Origin of the sequence: Pseudomonas sp. B21-053 (assembly GCF_026016365.1) — a bacterium.
GTDB classification, from domain to species: Bacteria; Pseudomonadota; Gammaproteobacteria; order Pseudomonadales; family Pseudomonadaceae; genus Aquipseudomonas; species Aquipseudomonas nunensis.
This window is the reverse complement of the sequence record NZ_CP087205.1, coordinates 5,688,797-5,704,366: the sequence shown is the minus strand read 5'-3', so window position 1 is coordinate 5,704,366 and position 15,570 is coordinate 5,688,797. Positions and strand designations below refer to the sequence as shown.

Annotated in this window: 16 protein-coding genes; 8 read left to right on the top strand and 8 right to left on the bottom strand. The window is 57.4% G+C overall.

Going from position 1 to position 15,570, the window contains the following annotated elements:
- Positions 1-49 precede the first annotated feature (49 nt).
- Positions 50-901, bottom strand: coding sequence for an MIP/aquaporin family protein (locus LOY68_RS25515; RefSeq protein WP_054045218.1), 852 nt, complete (start codon positions 899-901; stop codon positions 50-52).
- Between the two features lie 370 nt (positions 902-1,271).
- Here LOY68_RS25515 and ybaK point away from each other — a divergent pair, with 370 nt between their 5' ends.
- Both ybaK and LOY68_RS25505 read left to right on the top strand, forming a co-directional pair.
- A complete protein-coding gene (gene ybaK / locus LOY68_RS25510; protein WP_054045216.1) occupies positions 1,272-1,742 on the top strand; it encodes a Cys-tRNA(Pro) deacylase in 471 nt (156 codons plus the stop codon).
- A 105-nt stretch (positions 1,743-1,847) separates the two neighbouring features.
- Positions 1,848-2,630: a PhzF family phenazine biosynthesis protein gene (locus LOY68_RS25505; protein ID WP_265040639.1), complete on the top strand. Its 783-nt coding sequence runs from the start codon at positions 1,848-1,850 to the stop codon at positions 2,628-2,630.
- A 108-nt stretch (positions 2,631-2,738) separates the two neighbouring features.
- Here LOY68_RS25505 and LOY68_RS25500 read toward each other — a convergent pair whose 3' ends face one another.
- Both LOY68_RS25500 and argF read right to left on the bottom strand, forming a co-directional pair.
- Entirely contained in the window at positions 2,739-3,848 is a 1,110-nt protein-coding gene (locus LOY68_RS25500) for an ABC transporter ATP-binding protein (RefSeq protein ID WP_265040638.1), read from the bottom strand.
- Positions 3,845-4,765 (bottom strand): ornithine carbamoyltransferase, encoded by a 921-nt coding sequence (gene argF / locus LOY68_RS25495; protein ID WP_265040636.1) that lies wholly within the window; start codon positions 4,763-4,765, stop codon positions 3,845-3,847. Before argF ends, LOY68_RS25500 begins: the two co-directional genes overlap by 4 nt.
- A 406-nt stretch (positions 4,766-5,171) precedes the next feature.
- On the opposite strand from argF, the gene LOY68_RS25490 reads away from it, so the two are divergent.
- From LOY68_RS25490 to grxD, 3 genes are all read left to right on the top strand, one after another.
- On the top strand, positions 5,172-5,462 hold the full coding sequence (locus LOY68_RS25490) for a hypothetical protein (protein WP_054045204.1): 291 nt from the start codon (positions 5,172-5,174) through the stop codon (positions 5,460-5,462).
- Positions 5,463-5,596: 134 nt separating this feature from the next.
- Positions 5,597-7,702, top strand: coding sequence for a molybdopterin oxidoreductase family protein (locus tag LOY68_RS25485; RefSeq protein WP_265040634.1), 2,106 nt, complete (start codon positions 5,597-5,599; stop codon positions 7,700-7,702).
- Between the two features lie 97 nt (positions 7,703-7,799).
- Positions 7,800-8,141 (top strand): Grx4 family monothiol glutaredoxin, encoded by a 342-nt coding sequence (gene grxD, locus LOY68_RS25480; protein WP_054045200.1) that lies wholly within the window; start codon positions 7,800-7,802, stop codon positions 8,139-8,141.
- A 201-nt stretch (positions 8,142-8,342) separates the two neighbouring features.
- On the opposite strand, the gene bfr is transcribed toward grxD, so the two are convergent.
- Both bfr and LOY68_RS25470 read right to left on the bottom strand, forming a co-directional pair.
- Complete coding sequence (gene bfr, locus LOY68_RS25475; protein WP_150709830.1) at positions 8,343-8,816, bottom strand: bacterioferritin; 474 nt, start codon at positions 8,814-8,816, stop codon at positions 8,343-8,345.
- Between the two features lie 198 nt (positions 8,817-9,014).
- Positions 9,015-9,233: a bacterioferritin-associated ferredoxin gene (locus LOY68_RS25470; RefSeq protein WP_008057530.1), complete on the bottom strand. Its 219-nt coding sequence runs from the start codon at positions 9,231-9,233 to the stop codon at positions 9,015-9,017.
- A 313-nt stretch (positions 9,234-9,546) separates the two neighbouring features.
- On the opposite strand from LOY68_RS25470, the gene LOY68_RS25465 reads away from it, so the two are divergent.
- Positions 9,547-10,149: a peroxiredoxin gene (locus tag LOY68_RS25465; RefSeq protein WP_054045198.1), complete on the top strand. Its 603-nt coding sequence runs from the start codon at positions 9,547-9,549 to the stop codon at positions 10,147-10,149.
- Between the two features lie 75 nt (positions 10,150-10,224).
- On the opposite strand, the gene rnt is transcribed toward LOY68_RS25465, so the two are convergent.
- The gene (rnt, locus tag LOY68_RS25460; protein ID WP_054045196.1) at positions 10,225-10,902 is read right to left on the bottom strand and encodes a ribonuclease T; all 678 of its coding nucleotides are present in this window, start codon (positions 10,900-10,902) and stop codon (positions 10,225-10,227) included.
- A complete protein-coding gene (gene pyrC / locus LOY68_RS25455) occupies positions 10,899-11,945 on the bottom strand; it encodes a dihydroorotase (protein ID WP_054045193.1) in 1,047 nt (348 codons plus the stop codon). Before pyrC ends, rnt begins: the two co-directional genes overlap by 4 nt.
- Positions 11,946-12,102: 157 nt before the next feature.
- Between pyrC and LOY68_RS25450 the strand changes: the two genes are divergently transcribed.
- Together LOY68_RS25450 and LOY68_RS25445 are read left to right on the top strand one after the other, a co-directional pair.
- A complete protein-coding gene (locus LOY68_RS25450) occupies positions 12,103-13,011 on the top strand; it encodes a flagellar protein MotY (RefSeq protein WP_054045192.1) in 909 nt (302 codons plus the stop codon).
- Between the two features lie 128 nt (positions 13,012-13,139).
- Complete coding sequence (locus LOY68_RS25445; RefSeq protein WP_007898502.1) at positions 13,140-14,357, top strand: argininosuccinate synthase; 1,218 nt, start codon at positions 13,140-13,142, stop codon at positions 14,355-14,357.
- Positions 14,358-14,442: 85 nt separating this feature from the next.
- Here LOY68_RS25445 and LOY68_RS25440 read toward each other — a convergent pair whose 3' ends face one another.
- A complete protein-coding gene (locus LOY68_RS25440) occupies positions 14,443-15,102 on the bottom strand; it encodes a hypothetical protein (RefSeq protein ID WP_265040623.1) in 660 nt (219 codons plus the stop codon).
- Between the last annotated feature and the right edge of the window lie 468 nt (positions 15,103-15,570).

Here is a 15,570-nt window from a genome sequence, read left to right as displayed (position 1 = left end):
GTGTGAGGTCAGGCGCGGGATCAAAGGGCAGGATCACGCGCCAACGGTATCAAGAAGTTCTTGGTTTGCCGTCAATGGCCGGTGTTGCGTCCTTTGTAGCAGGTTCGGTGCCTGGCAGATGACGGGCAATCAGCCCGCGATATGCAGCAGCGCCGAGGCAGGCACCGACAATCGGTGCAAAAATCGGAATCAGGAAGTACGGGATATCGCGCCCGCCGGTGAAGGAAATTTCACCCCAGCCAGTAAAGAAAGTCATCAGCTTAGGACCGAAATCACGCGCCGGGTTCATCGCGAAACCGGTCAGCGGACCCATCGAGCTGCCAATCACCGCAATCAGCAGGCCGATCAGCAGTGGCGCCAGCGGACCCTTTGGCAGGCCGTTGTTGTCGTCGGTCAGGGACATGATCACGCCCATCAGGATGGCGGTGATGATCACTTCGACCAGGAACGCCTGGGCGGTGGACAGGGCCGGGTGCGGGAAGGTGGAGAACACCGACGCCAGCTCAAGGCTTGCCTGGGTGCCACGAACCATGTGGTGAGTTTGTTCGTAATCGAAGAAAAGATTGCTGTAGAGCGTGTAAACCAACAACGCTCCGCAGAACGCGCCAGCGACCTGGGCCAGGATGTAGAAGGGCAGTTTGCGTTTTTCGAAATCGGCGAAAATGCTTAAGGCGATACTGACGGCAGGATTGAGGTGAGCCCCGGAAACACCGGCGGTCAAGTAGATCGCCATGCTCACGCCAACACCCCAGATGATACTGATTTCCCAAAGCCCGAAGCTGGCACCCGCGACCTTGAGGGCGGCAACACACCCCGTCCCGAAAAAGATCAACAGCGCAGTGCCCAGGAATTCGGCCATGCATTGGCTCGAGAGTGGCGGTTGTTTCAAAGCAGTTGTCATCGAAAACCTCTTTTTTGTTGTTGTCTGGCGCCTTGTCATCTTGGCCAAGGCGCGATTTTCACCGAGTCAGGATCCCCATCCTGATTTTGGTCTACTGCCGCGTACTACTTCCGGATCATTCCTACAGTATTCGCAAACGAAAAAATATAGACAAGAAACGCCGCTGTCAAAGGTCGAAAGTGAACCGTCAGTCATATTTAAACTATTCGTCTTGTGAATGATCGTGTTGATGGCGTTTTGAATTGCGCGTGAACCCGTGTGGCAGGGCTTCGCCAAGCCTTTGAAATAGCACCGCAATAGAGCCTTTTGTTGATCAATGGCCTAGAATCCGAGGCAGTATTTTTCTGCTGCCGCCAAGCCTGGAGCTGCCATGACCCCCGCATTGGATTTGTTGAAAAAAGTTCGCGCCGAACATCGTGTGCACAGTTACGAACATGATCCGAAGGCGGCGTCCTATGGTCTGGAGGCAGCGGAAAAACTGGGGTTGGACCCGGCGCAGGTGTTCAAGACATTGCTGGCGGCCAGTGAGAAAGGTGAATTGCTGGTGGCGGTGGTGCCGGTCGTCGGAAGTCTCGACTTAAAACACCTGGCCCATGCGGCGGGCGTGAAAAAAGTCGAAATGGCCGACCCGGCGGCGGCACAGCGAGCGACGGGTTATCTGCTGGGAGGCATCAGCCCGTTGGGGCAGAAGAAACGTCTGCGTACGTTTATCGATAGCTCGGCACAGCCCTTCGCCAGCATTTTTGTCAGTGCGGGGCGGCGTGGTCTGGAGGTGGAGTTGGCGCCCGCGGTATTGGCTGAGCACACCCAAGCCACGTTCGCCGATATCGGTCGCGTCTGACGAACATTGTCTATCCGGGGTGTATGGTGAAAATTGGACTTCACTGTCACTGGTGCCGAATAAGTCGCGGCTTCATGCTCGACGGTCGGACTTAGGGAGAGGGTTATGCAGCTTGAATTTCATCAGGTCGATGCGTTCAGTGATCGACCGTTCAGTGGCAATCCGGCGATGGTGTATCGGCTTGATGCCTGGCTCGCCGATGAGTTGATGCAAAAGATCGCCGCCGAGCACAACCTCGCCGAAACCGCTTTCGTGGTGCGCGAAGGACAGGCCTGGCATATCCGCTGGTTTACCCCGACGACCGAAGTGCCGCTGTGCGGGCATGCGACCTTGGCCAGCGCGTTCGTGCTGTTCGAAATGTATAAGGAGCCGGTCGAGCGCCTGGATTTCATCTGCAAATCCGGCCCGTTGAGCGTCAGTCGTGAAGGTGGGCGGTTGTGGTTGGACTTCCCGGCGATCGTGCCGTCGGAGGTCGGCGTGACCCTGGATATCGAGCGTGCGCTGGGTGTGGAAGCAGTCGATGTGTTGGGTTCGAATGAGCTGCTGGTGGTGCTGGAATCCGAGCAGGCGGTGCTTGATTGCAAACCTGATATGGCAGCATTGGCGAAACTGCCGTGGCCGGGCGCAATCGTCACGGCCAAGGGTGACAAACATGATTTTGTATCCCGGTACTTCGCGCCGGCGATTGGCATCAATGAAGATCCGGTGACCGGGTCGACCCATTGCAGCTTGATTCCGTACTGGTCGAAACGGTTGGGCAAAACGATGCTGACGGCCTACCAGTGCTCGGCCCGAGGCGGGGAGCTGTTCTGTCGGTTGGAAGGGGAGCGGGTCAAGATTGGGGGGAATGCGACGTTGGTGGCGAGTGGCAGGTTATTGCTCGGATGACGTCTTTGTAGGAGCGAGGCTTGCCCGCGAAGGCGTCTGACCAGCCGATAATGACGTCGACTGACACGGTGCCTTCGCGGGCAAGCCTCGCTCCTACAGGTTTTGGTGTTAGTTGGCGGTGCTGTAGCGGCGGACTCCGGATTCAATTGTCGGAATCTGCGCCGCCGTGCTGCCGGAGGCCTGGAACAACACCAGATGCTCCGCTACCACCCGAATCCCCACCTGCGCACCGACCTGATGGTCGGCATGGCTCGGGAAGATCGATTCCAGCTGCGCACCCGTTGGCATCTGCAAGCGATACAGCGTCGAAGCACCCAGGAACGTCTTGCCGACGATCCGGGCCTTCAAAGCACTGTCCGGTGCGTAAACGATGTCATCCGGGCGCAGCAATACGTCCACCGCGCCGCCAATTGGCCACGTGTAGGCCCGATTGCCACGTAGCTCGCCCAACTCGGTCTGCACCGATTCCGGCGTGTTTAACTGGCCGCGAATGAAATAGCCCTGGCCAATAAAACTGGCCACAAACGGTGTCAGCGGTTCGTGATACAGGTTGTAGGGCGTGTCCCACTGTTCCAGGCGACCTTCCTTGAAAACCCCTACGTGATCGCTGACGGCAAAGGCTTCTTCCTGGTCGTGGGTCACCAGAATCGCACTGGTGCCACGGGCCTTGAGAATGTCTCGCACTTCATGGCTGAGCTTGCGCCGTAGTTCGCCATCGAGGTTGGAAAACGGTTCGTCAAGCAGCAACAGTTGCGGTTCCGGCGCCAAGGCGCGGGCCAGGGCGACACGTTGCTGCTGACCGCCGGACAACTCGTGCGGGAAGCGCTTACCAAGGTTTTTCAGGTTGACCAGTTCCAGCAACTCTTCGGTGACGCGGTCCTTTTGCGGATGCTTACGGATGCCGAAGGCGATGTTCTCGGCCACGCTCAAGTGCGGAAACAGGGCGTAGTCCTGAAAGACCATGCCGATCCGGCGTTTCTCCGGCGCGAGGGTGAAACCGGCGCTGGAAATGGTCTCGCCGGCCAACTGGATTTCACCTTCGTGCACCGGTTCGAAACCGGCAATAGCGCGCAAGGTGGTGGTCTTGCCGCAGCCCGAAGAGCCCAGCAGGCAGCCGATGTCGCCGGCATTCAAATGCAGGTTGAGGTTCTGCACGACTCGCTGGTCTTGATAGCCGCAGGCAAGGTTGCGCAGGTTGAGCAGTAATGGCTGGCTCATGCGTGGTGGTACGCCGGCATGACGAGAAACTCGAGCAGGGCCTTTTGCGCATGCAGACGGTTTTCCGCTTGATCCCAGGCCACGGAGCGCGGGTCGTCCAGCAGGTCGAGGCTGATTTCCTCGCCACGGTGGGCCGGCAGGCAATGCATGAACAGCACGTCCGGCGCTGCTTGGTCGAGCAGGGCGCGATTGACCTGGAACGGCGCGAACAACTTCAGGCGCTTGGCGGTTTCTTCTTCCTGGCCCATGGAGGTCCAGACGTCGGTGCTGACCAGGTGAGCGCCACCTACGGCATCCTGAGGATCGCGGACGATGGTCACACGATCGCCGGCCTTGGCCAGGAATTCAGGGTTTGGTTCGTAGCCTTCCGGGCACGCGATGCGCAACTGGAAGTCGAACTGGATCGCCGCTTCTATATAGCTGTTGCACATGTTGTTACCGTCACCGATCCAGGCCACGGTCTTGCCCTGGATCGAGCCGCGGTGTTCGAGGAAGGTTTGCATGTCGGCCAACAACTGGCACGGGTGCAGGTCATCGGACAGGCCGTTGATCAGCGGGACGCGCGAATTGGCGGCGAATTCGGTCAGTGTGTTGTGAGAAAACGTGCGAATCATCACGGCATCGAGCATGCTCGACATGACAATGGCGGCGTCGCCGATCGGCTCGCCACGACCCAACTGTGTATCGCGCGGCGACAGGAAGATCGCCTGGCCGCCGAGCTGGATCATGCCGGCTTCGAACGAGATGCGGGTGCGGGTCGAGGACTTCTCGAAAATCATCCCCAGGACGCGGTTTTTCAAAGGCTCGAACAGTACGCCGCGGTTACGCAGGTCCTTGAGCTCAACGCCTCGACGGATCACGCTGACCAGCTCTTCGGGCGTGCAATCCATCAGGGAGAGAAAGTGCCTTGCGCTCATCATTGACTACCTTTTTGCAACAGACCGCAGATACTCAAAGCCTTGTTTAACTGAAAAACGGGCGAGACCTGCGGCGTAAGCCGCACGGGGCGACGAAATAGGGGAAGGCGCGATCTTATAATTAAATGTCGCGTCTTACCAATAGGGCTACGGTTTTTAGGGAAATTCAGAGGGGCTACGGTGTGACCGCAGTAGCGCTTTTGAAGCCGGTTTCCTTATTGCAGCCTGTCATTTGTACACCGGGCTCGCCGGGCATTGCAATCAAACGGGGCGGGGACGACATAGTGATAGTCGGTTTCTGGACTGTGATTCGCGGCGCGGACTGACAGTGTGTCTGGTCTGAAACATTTGCTAATGCAAAGTGCTGGGTTATAACTACCTCACGACGATGCAGGAAGCCTCCGGAATGGAATCGAAAGAACAGCAGTTAATGGAATTACTCGGCCTCACGGCCCGCTCCCTGACCCATCTCACCGCGTCCATGACCTCGATGTCCTTCGAGTTGATGCGCAGCGACGACGAAGTGACCAAGGCTGCCGGTCGACGCATGATCGACCGCATGGCCACTATCAGTGCCGGGCTTGATGAGCACTGGCGGTTGATCGGCGAACTCACTGGCGTGCATGTCGCCCACGAGCAGATCGAAACCATTCAGGAGATCCAGCTGCAGGCGCCGCCCCGGTTGCCGCCGAACTGAATCCGCACCGCCATCGGCTGGCCTGATGGCCGCCGATTCACAAGACGAACGTCGCTGGCGCAGCGACGGTTCGCGCGCCATAGTTTTGTTCCCGTGGCAGACATTGCCCGCCCAGAACAAGTCAGAGACTGGCCATGACCAAGACTCTCCATCACCGTGCCTGCCACCTGTGCGAGGCCATTTGCGGCCTGACCATCGAAACCACCGAGGCCGAAGGCCGGGTGCAGATCACTTCGATCAAAGGTGATCCGCAGGATACGTTTAGTCGCGGGCATATCTGCCCCAAGGCGGTGGCCCTGCAAGACATCCAGAACGATCCGGATCGTCTGCATCAGCCGATGCAGCGCGTGGGCAGCGAATGGCAACCCATCGCGTGGGAAGACGCCTTCAATCTTGTAGCCGAACGCCTGGCAGGGATTCAGGAGCGTCACGGGCAGAATGCGGTGGCGGTCTATCAAGGCAACCCCAGCGTGCACAATTATGGGTTGATGACCCACAGCAATTACTTTCTCGGTCTGCTGAAAACCCGCAACCGGTTTTCCGCGACCTCGGTCGATCAGTTGCCCCATCACCTGACCAGCCATTTGATGTACGGCCACGGCTTGCTGTTGCCGATCCCGGACATTGATCACACTGATTTCATGCTGATCCTCGGCGGTAATCCGCTCGCGTCCAACGGCAGCATCATGACCGTGCCGGATGTCGAGAAACGCCTGAAAGCGATTCAGGCCCGTGGCGGCAAAGTGGTGGTGGTTGATCCGCGTCGCAGTGAAACCGCAGCGATTGCCGATCAGCATCTGTTCGTGCGTCCCGGCGGCGATGCGGCGCTGCTGTTCGGGCTGCTCAATACCTTGTTCGCTGAAGGCCTGACTCGCGACAGTCATCTGCCGGTGGACGGTCTGGATGAGGTGCGTGAAGCAGTCGCGGGTTTCACGGCTGAGGTGATGAGCCCGTTGTGTGCGGTGCCCGCCGAACAGATCCGTCAGCTGGCCCGGGACTTTGCGGCGGCGCCGACATCGGTGTGCTACGGGCGCATGGGCGTTTCGACCCAGGCCTTCGGCACGTTGTGTCATTGGGTCGTGCAGTTGATCAACCTGGTCACCGGTAACCTCGACCGCGTGGGCGGTGCGCTGTGCACTGAGCCGGCGGTGGATCTGGTGGCGTCCACCTCGGGCGGGCATTTCAATCGGTGGCAGAGCCGGGTGTCCGGGCGGCCGGAATACAGCGGCGAACTTCCGGTGTCGGCGCTGGCCGAAGAAATGCTCACCGGCGGGGAAGGGCAGGTGCGGGCGCTGATCACCGTGGCCGGCAATCCGGTGTTGTCCACGCCCAATGGCCGGCAACTCGAGCAAGCGCTGGACGGGCTGGAGTTCATGGTTAGCGTCGACCTGTACATCAACGAAACCACCCGTTACGCCGACCTGATCCTGCCATCCACCTCAGCCCTGGAAAACGATCACTACGACACCACGTTCAACATGTTTGCCGTGCGCAATGTCTCGCGCTTTAACCGGGCGATCCTGGCCAAGCCGGAAGGCGCGCTGCACGACTGGGAAATTTTCGTCGGCCTGGCCCAGGCGTTTGCGGCGAAGACCGGCAAGGAGCTCAAACCGACCATCGCTCCGGCACAGATGATCGACCGTGGCTTGCGCATGGGGCTGTATGGCGATGCATCCGAGCACAAACTGTCGCTGGCGACTCTGTTCGATCATCCTCATGGTGTTGATCTGGGTGCACTCAAATCCAACCTGGCGCCACGCCTCAAGACGCCGAACCAGCGTGTCCAGGCTGCGCCGTCGGAGATCCTCGCAGACCTGGCGCGTTTTGCCGCGTTGCAGGCTCCGGCCCCTGATGAGTTGCTGATGATTGGTCGCCGGCATGTGCGCAGTAACAACTCGTGGATGCACAACTATCACCGTCTGGTGAAGGGTAAACCACGGCATCAGTTGTTGATGCACCCGGACGATCTGGCCAGCCGCGGGCTCAAGGACGGGCAAAGGGTGCGGGTCAGTTCCCGGGTCGGCGTGATCGAAGTTGAAGTGCTTGGCAGCCTGGATATGATGAAAGGCGTGGTCAGTCTTCCGCACGGTTGGGGCCATGCGCGACCGGGTGTACAGATGACGATCGCCAGCAGCCAGCCGGGGTCCAGCGCCAATGACCTGACGGACGAATGTCAGCTCGACGAGTTGTCGGGGAATGCGGCGTTGAACGGCGTGCCGGTGACCGTGGCGGCGGCTTGATCGAGTCTGTCGGGGAGACCGAGCATGGCGCTCGGGTTTCCGTTACAATGCGCCACCGTGCCGACCCTTGAGTCGGAAAGTTCAGCCGAGGTGCTCCATGGATATCATCGAAACGATTAAAGAGCAGATTGCTAACAACACCATTCTGCTTTACATGAAAGGCTCGCCGAATGCCCCACAGTGTGGCTTCTCCGCGAAAGCTGCGCAGTCCGTTATGGCTTGTGGTGAGAAGTTCGCGTACGTGGACATCCTGCAGAACCCGGAAATTCGCGCCAACCTGCCAAAATACGCCAACTGGCCAACCTTCCCGCAACTGTGGGTTGGTGGTGAGCTGGTCGGCGGTAGCGACATCATGACCGAAATGGCTGCTGACGGTTCGTTGCAGGCCACGATCAAAGCGGCTGTTGAAAAAGCAGCTGCCGCCAAGACCGAAGCCTAAGTCGATTGGCTCCTCCTGTAGGAGCTGTCGAGTGCAACGAGGCTGCGATCTTTTGATCTTCAGCAACTAAAAAGCCCCGCCTCTCGAAAGAAGGCGGGGCTTTTTATTGCGCTATGTAAGTTGTCGAGATGTCGTCGCTGCTATCGCCAGGATCGCAGCCTCGTTGCACTCGACAGCTCCTACACAGCTCCTACACGGCTCTTACTCTTCGCCCATCTGCGATTGCAGGTAGTTCTCAAGACCGATTTTATCGATCAGGCCCAGTTGGGTTTCCAGCCAGTCGATATGTTCTTCTTCGGATTCAAGGATGTCTTCAAGCAGCTCACGGCTGCCGAAGTCGCCGACAGTTTCGCAATGCGCGATCGCGACCTTGAGGTCCGCGTGGCCGGTGCGTTCGATACGCAGGTCGCACTCAAGCATTTCCTGGGTGTGTTCGCCGATCTGCAGCTTGCCCAGGTCCTGGACATTCGGCAGGCCTTCTAGGAACAGGATGCGCTTGATCAGCTTGTCCGCGTGTTTCATCTCGTCGATGGATTCGTGGTATTCGTGCTTGCCGAGCTTGTTCAGACCCCAATCTTCGTACATGCGTGCATGCAGAAAGTATTGATTGATCGCGACCAGCTCATTGGCAAGGATCTTGTTGAGATGCTGGATGACTGTAATGTCGCCTTTCATGATGGGGTCCTGCCCTGTATTAACTGACTATAAGGCAGAGTTTGAGCCGCGTAATTAAGAGTGTCAAACCTAAGTTATTGAAAGTTATATGAAAATTAATCGGAATAAGAATGTTTGTGTTCCGCGTCTAGCGCCTAAGCGATTGATTTTCGGGCATAAAAAAACCGGACATTAGTCCGGTTCTTTGAAATACGGTAATTATGCGGCAGTAAATTCAACAGGAAATGGAATCGCGGCCTGGGCGGTTTGCAGCTTGGTCAGGGTTTCGCGCACCACTTCCTTGGCAAGGCAGGCGCATTTACCGCATTGGCTAGCTACGCCGGTGGCCTGACGGACTTCTTTATAGCTGCAGCAACCTTCATAGATTGCATCGCGGATTTGACCGTCGGTGACGCCAGTGCAGAGGCAGACATACATAAGTGAGAACCGTCGCTGGTTGTGACTCAATTGCGATGGATCTTAATGTTAACGAGAATGATTGTCAAAGTGCTTTCTGAAAGCTTCGCGTTATAAACGGCCATGGCTGACGAACGGTTTGCGACATGGCATTGCGACAGTAACCGTAACAGTCGGAAATTAACGCGCCGCTGAAAATCCGTTAAGGACAGCTCAAAAACGCCGTGTATGATGGTCGGTCCTTGCGAAGGGGATCGTGTCACAGGGCTGTCGCCTGAGGGTGGCAGGCTGATGCGAATCCAGTTCTTCACGTTAATAGACCAGGAGATATTCAATGAGCGTACTCGTAGGCAAACAAGCTCCAGACTTCACCGTACCTGCCGTACTCGGCAACGGCGAGATCGTAGACAGCTTCACCCTGTCGTCGGCCATCAAAGGCAAATACGGCCTGGTGTTCTTCTACCCACTGGACTTCACCTTCGTTTGCCCGTCCGAGCTGATCGCTCTGGACAACCGCATGGCTGACTTCAAGGCGCGCAACGTTGAAGTGGTTGCCGTGTCGATCGACTCGCATTTCACCCACAACGCGTGGCGCAACACCCCAGTGAACAATGGCGGTATTGGCCAGGTTCGCTACACCATGGCTGCTGACATCAAGCAGGAAATCATGAAAGCCTACGACGTTCAGTCCGCTGACGGCGTTGCTTTCCGTGGTGCATTCCTGATCGACGACAAAGGCGTTGTCCGCTCGCAGATCATCAACGACCTGCCACTGGGCCGTAACATGGAAGAGCTGATCCGTCTGGTCGACGCACTGCAATTCCACGAAGAGCACGGTGAAGTTTGCCCTGCCAACTGGAAAAAAGGCGACAAAGGCATGACCGCTTCCACCGAAGGTGTTGCGGCTTACCTGACCGAGCACGCTGCGGCGCTGTAAGCCCAAGCGTCAGGCATAAAAAAACCGGCCGCGAGGCCGGTTTTTTTGTGGGCGGGATAAAACCCTGCGACCGGATCAGTCGTTGAAGTCTTCCCAGCCGCCCATTTGTTTCCAGCGATTGACGATGCCGCAGAACAGCTCGGCGGTCTTCTCGGTGTCGTAGCGAGCCGAGTGAGCCTCGCGACCGTCAAAGTCAATATCGGCTGCCTGGCAGGCCTTGGCCAATACGGTTTGACCGTAGGCCAGACCGGCGAGGGTTGCAGTGTCGAAACTGGAGAACGGATGAAACGGGTTGCGTTTCATGTCCAGGCGCGCGACAGCGGCGTTAAGGAAGCCCAGGTCGAAGCTGCTGTTGTGCCCGACCAGGATCGCCCGTTTGCAACCGTTGGCTTTCAGGGCCTTGCGGATGCCGCGGAAGATATCGGTCAGGGCGGTTTCTTCACTCACGGCCATGCGCAGCGGGTGATCGAGCTTGATCCCGGTGAATTCCAGGGCGGCCGCTTCGATGTTCGCGCCTTCAAACGGTTCTACGCGAAAGAAGTAGGTGTGATCGGGGTAAACGAACCCTTTTTCATCCATGGCGATGGTGGTCGCGGCAATCTCCAGCAGGGCGTCGGTGGCCGAGTTGAAACCACCGGTTTCTACGTCGACGACAACCGGCAGGTAGCCACGGAATCTGGCAGCCATTGGATGACGAGGACCGCCTCCACCGCCTTGACCGTCCTGTTCGTCGTCGAAATGGTCTTCACTCACGCGTGTTCCTCCAGCAGGCGCCAGCGCAGTTTTTCACCGGCGCGCAGCGGGATTACGGTCAGCTCGCCAAATGGCAGGCTGGTTGGGGCGGTCCACTCTTCGCGGACCAGAGTAATGCGATCGGTGTTCACCGGCAGGCCATAGAAGCGCGGGCCGTTGAGACTGGCGAAGGCTTCGAGCTTGTCCAGCGCATTGCGCTGTTCGAAGGCCTCGGCGTACATCTCGATCGCAGCATAAGCGGTATAGCAACCGGCACAGCCGCAAGCGGCTTCTTTGGCATGCTGGGCATGCGGCGCCGAGTCGGTGCCGAGGAAGAACTTCTCGCTGCCGCTGGTGGCGGCGTCGAGCAGGGCTTCCTGGTGCGTGTTGCGCTTGAGAATCGGCAGGCAGTAAAAGTGCGGCCGAATCCCGCCGACCAGCATGTGGTTGCGGTTGTACAGCAGGTGATGAGCAGTGATGGTCGCGCCGACGTTGGCCGGAGCCGCGTTGACGAACTGCACGGCATCGGCGGTGGTGATGTGTTCGAACACCACTTTGAGCGTCGGGAAACGCTCGACCACACGGCGCATGTGCTCATCAATGAAGATTTTTTCGCGGTCGAACACGTCGACATCGCCACGGGTAACTTCACCGTGGATCAACAACGGCATCCCGACTTCGGCCATGGCCTCGATCGCCGGGAAAATCTTGTCGATGCTGGTGACGCCAGAATCCGAGTTGGTGGTGGCGCCGGCCGGGTACAGCTTGGCGGCGTGAACGAAACCGCTGGCCTTGGCCTCACGAATTTCTTCGGGCTGGGTGCGGTCGGTCAGGTACAGCACCATCAGCGGTTCGAAACGACTGCCGGCCGGGCGTGCAGCGAGAATCCGCTGGCGATAGCCGTCGGCTTCAGCGGCGTTGCGCACCGGAGGTACCAGGTTGGGCATGATGATGGCGCGACCAAAGGTGCGCGCGACATCCGCAACGGTATTGGACAAAACAGCACCATCGCGAAGATGAATATGCCAGTCGTCGGGACGCAGCAGGGTCAGGCGGTCGGACATGAGGGGATTCCAGGCGGGTCAAACTGAGGGGAATGCTACCGGAAAAGACTCTCTCAGGCACTCGCTATCAAGTTTTGCAGCAAGCTTCCGATATCCAATAGGTATGCCGTAAACGTATGTGTCGGTCTTTTTGTTGTAGAAGCCAGTGGAGCCTCCCGTGCGCCAGCGTTATTTAGCCTTGCTCAGTGTGTTTGCCAGCCTTCCCGCGATGGCGCTCACTTTCCAGACCCGTCTGGAGAGCATTGAGTGGACGGTCGAAGGGGATAAATTCGAATGCCGACTGGCCCAGCCGATTACCGATTTCGGTTCCGGCGAGTTTGTGCGTCGCGCGGGTGAGCAGGCGATTTTTCGTCTCAAAGCCTACAACTCGGTGATCGGCGGTGGCTCCGCGACCTTGCTGGCGGCGGCTGCGCCATGGCAACCGGGACGTGGCGACATCAATCTGGGGTCGGTGAACATCGGCAGCGGCAACGTGTTGTTCAACAGTTCGCAAGTGCAGGCCGGGCGCCTGATCAGTGGCTTGATGGACGGTCGCAGCCCGGTGATCCGGCGTGCGTCCGGCGATGGCCGGGTGTCTGAAGTTCGCCTGCTGCCGGTCAAGTTCAGCAAGGCTTTCAATGATTATCAGGGCTGTGTGGCCAAGCTGTTGCCGCAGAATTTCGAGCAGGTGAAGCAATCCGAAGTCGGTTTCCCCGGCGAAGGTGTCGATCTGGATCCGCAGGCCAAGGCCAAGCTGCAGGTCATGCTGGAGTTCATGAAAGCCGATCCGACGGTTAATCACATCGAACTCGACGGTCACTCCGACAACAGCGGCAATCGCCTGACCAACCGCGAACTGTCACGCCGCCGCGCATTGGCAGTGATGGACTTCTTCAAGGCCAATGGCATCCAGGAATCGCAGATCACCATGCGTTTCCACGGCGAACGCTACCCACTGGCGCCGAACACCAATGCGACCAACCGCGCCAAGAATCGCAGGGTTGCGGTGCGTCTTGAGCGGGTTGCTCCGACCGAGAAACCGACGGCTCCGGCCACTGCTTCCGCAGGCGCTGCGGCTACATCCTGACTCGGCGGTCATCGTCGCGCTCTCGTAAGAATCTGTCGCTTCGTCGTCATAAGCTGTCGCGGTACTGTAAATTATTCCGTATGAGCGGTAGACTTCACGGCTTTCCGTAAACCCCGTGGAGTGATGGCATGGCGGACGTAAACAAGGTCGTTCTGGCGTATTCCGGCGGCCTGGACACTTCGGTGATCCTCAAGTGGCTGCAGGATACTTATAACTGTGAAGTAGTGACCTTCACCGCTGACCTGGGTCAGGGCGAAGAGGTCGAACCGGCCCGCGCCAAGGCTCAGGCCATGGGCGTAAAAGAAATCTACATCGACGATCTGCGCGAAGAGTTCGTGCGTGATTTCGTGTTCCCGATGTTCCGCGCCAACACCGTTTACGAAGGCGAGTACCTGCTGGGTACTTCCATCGCTCGTCCGTTGATTGCCAAACGCCTGATCGAAATCGCGAACGAAACCGGCGCTGACGCCATTTCCCACGGCGCGACCGGCAAGGGCAACGACCAGGTGCGTTTCGAACTGGGCGCCTACGCACTCAAGCCAGGCGTGAAAGTGATCGCCCCTTGGCGCGAGTGGGACCTGCTCTCCCGTGAAAAGCTGATGGATTACGCTGAAAAGCACAACATCCCGATCGAGCGCCACGGCAAGAAAAAATCCCCGTACTCGATGGATGCCAACCTGCTGCACATCTCCTATGAAGGCGGCGTGCTGGAAGACACCTGGACCGAGCACGAAGAAGACATGTGGAAATGGACCGTCTCCCCGGAGAAGGCTCCAGACAAGGCTCAGTACCTCGAACTGACCTACCGCAACGGCGACATCGTCGCGCTGGACGGCGTCGAAATGACTCCGGCCACCGTGCTGGCGACCCTGAACCGTATCGGTGGCGAACACGGTATCGGCCGTCTCGACATCGTCGAGAACCGTTACGTGGGCATGAAGTCCCGTGGCTGCTACGAAACCCCTGGCGGCACCATCATGCTGCGCGCTCACCGTGCGATCGAATCGATCACCCTGGACCGCGAAGTGGCTCACCTCAAAGACGAGCTGATGCCGAAATACGCCAGCCTGATCTACACCGGTTACTGGTGGAGCCCTGAGCGTCTGATGCTGCAACAGATGATCGACGCTTCCCAGGCTCACGTGAACGGTGTGGTTCGCCTGAAGCTGTACAAAGGCAACGTGATCGTCACCGGCCGCAAGTCCGACGAATCGTTGTTCGACGCCAACATCGCGACCTTCGAAGAAGACGGCGGCGCCTACAACCAGGCCGATGCGGCGGGCTTCATCAAGCTCAACGCCTTGCGCATGCGTATTGCTGCCAACAAGGGTCGCAAGCTGTTCTGAGACCTTTGCCCTAGCAAATGAAGCTGTGGCCCTGTCATTGACAGGGCCACAACTCTTTACGATCCATTCAGCAATACATTCCTGATCACTCATCAAACGTCTGATCCAGCACCGTCACGCCCTGTGAGCTCAAGTTGTAGACAATGCAAAAGGTTTCGCGTGTGCCTTTCCTTTTCAGCTTTGAATGCTTGAGTGCGCCTTCCTTCAGTAACTTCTCTGACTCGCGGCAAGCAAGAAACACGATCACCTTAATGGGGTGACTTTGTAGTTTGCGGATCTTCTCCATCAAGGTGGTGTAGCCCGCCTGAGTATCCATCCCGCGAGTATCGACGATGCTCAACCCTTTCAATCGCCCCGGCAGATAGACGCTGTGCTGCTCCCGGATGCCTATGTGCAGATGGATCGGGGGCGGTGGGCCTTGCGCACTCCAGAACCAGTGACGAAATCTCTTCACCCTTGATGAAAAGCCGGGGGTGGCCGGGCGCTCGGCGTTATCAATGGCTTTTATAAAGGACTTGTCTTTATCAAAGTCAGAGGGAGCGTAAAGCGATCGATAGTTGAAGTTGAGCGTGAGGAAAAAAAGAAAGAGTAAGTAAAATGGAAAGCTGATTAAAAACCAGACGTAGATTTTCCGTTCGTCATTATCGAGAAATGGCAGTGATACAGCGGCGGAGGTTTCCGAAAGTGCAGCAAATATCGCAATAATGGTCATCGGATTCGAAATCCTTCTTTTGAGTCTTTTCATGTTCTTCACTCATGGAATAATGGCTTTTTCTCGTGTGGATAAAGTAACTGGTAGTCGTCGGTTTTACATGGATGGTTGTTATTGAGGGTGGTTCGTTCAGCATAATAAGAATGACTATATAGAGTAAATGTGGTTCTCGTTGTTGTTATATGTTGGGTGTTCTTGTTTCAAAAGTTTATGTCATGAGTTACACGAGGTCTTCTGCCGATAAATAGGTATTTAACAGCTTGTGTTCTGGTATGGGTTTTGAGGGTGACAATATCCGTTACCTTTCAGCATTGGCCTGTAGGCAAAGAGTGCAGGAGGTGTTGTGGTGGTGTCGGTTCTGCGTGGTGTTGGTTGTAAGCCGATACAAAAAAATGCACCTGACGTCAGGCGTTCTTAAGATTTCATAGTTTCGACCTCATTACATTCAAGGTTTTTTTGTAGGAATCATCCTTGATGCTTGTAGGGAATGTCTCTCGGTGT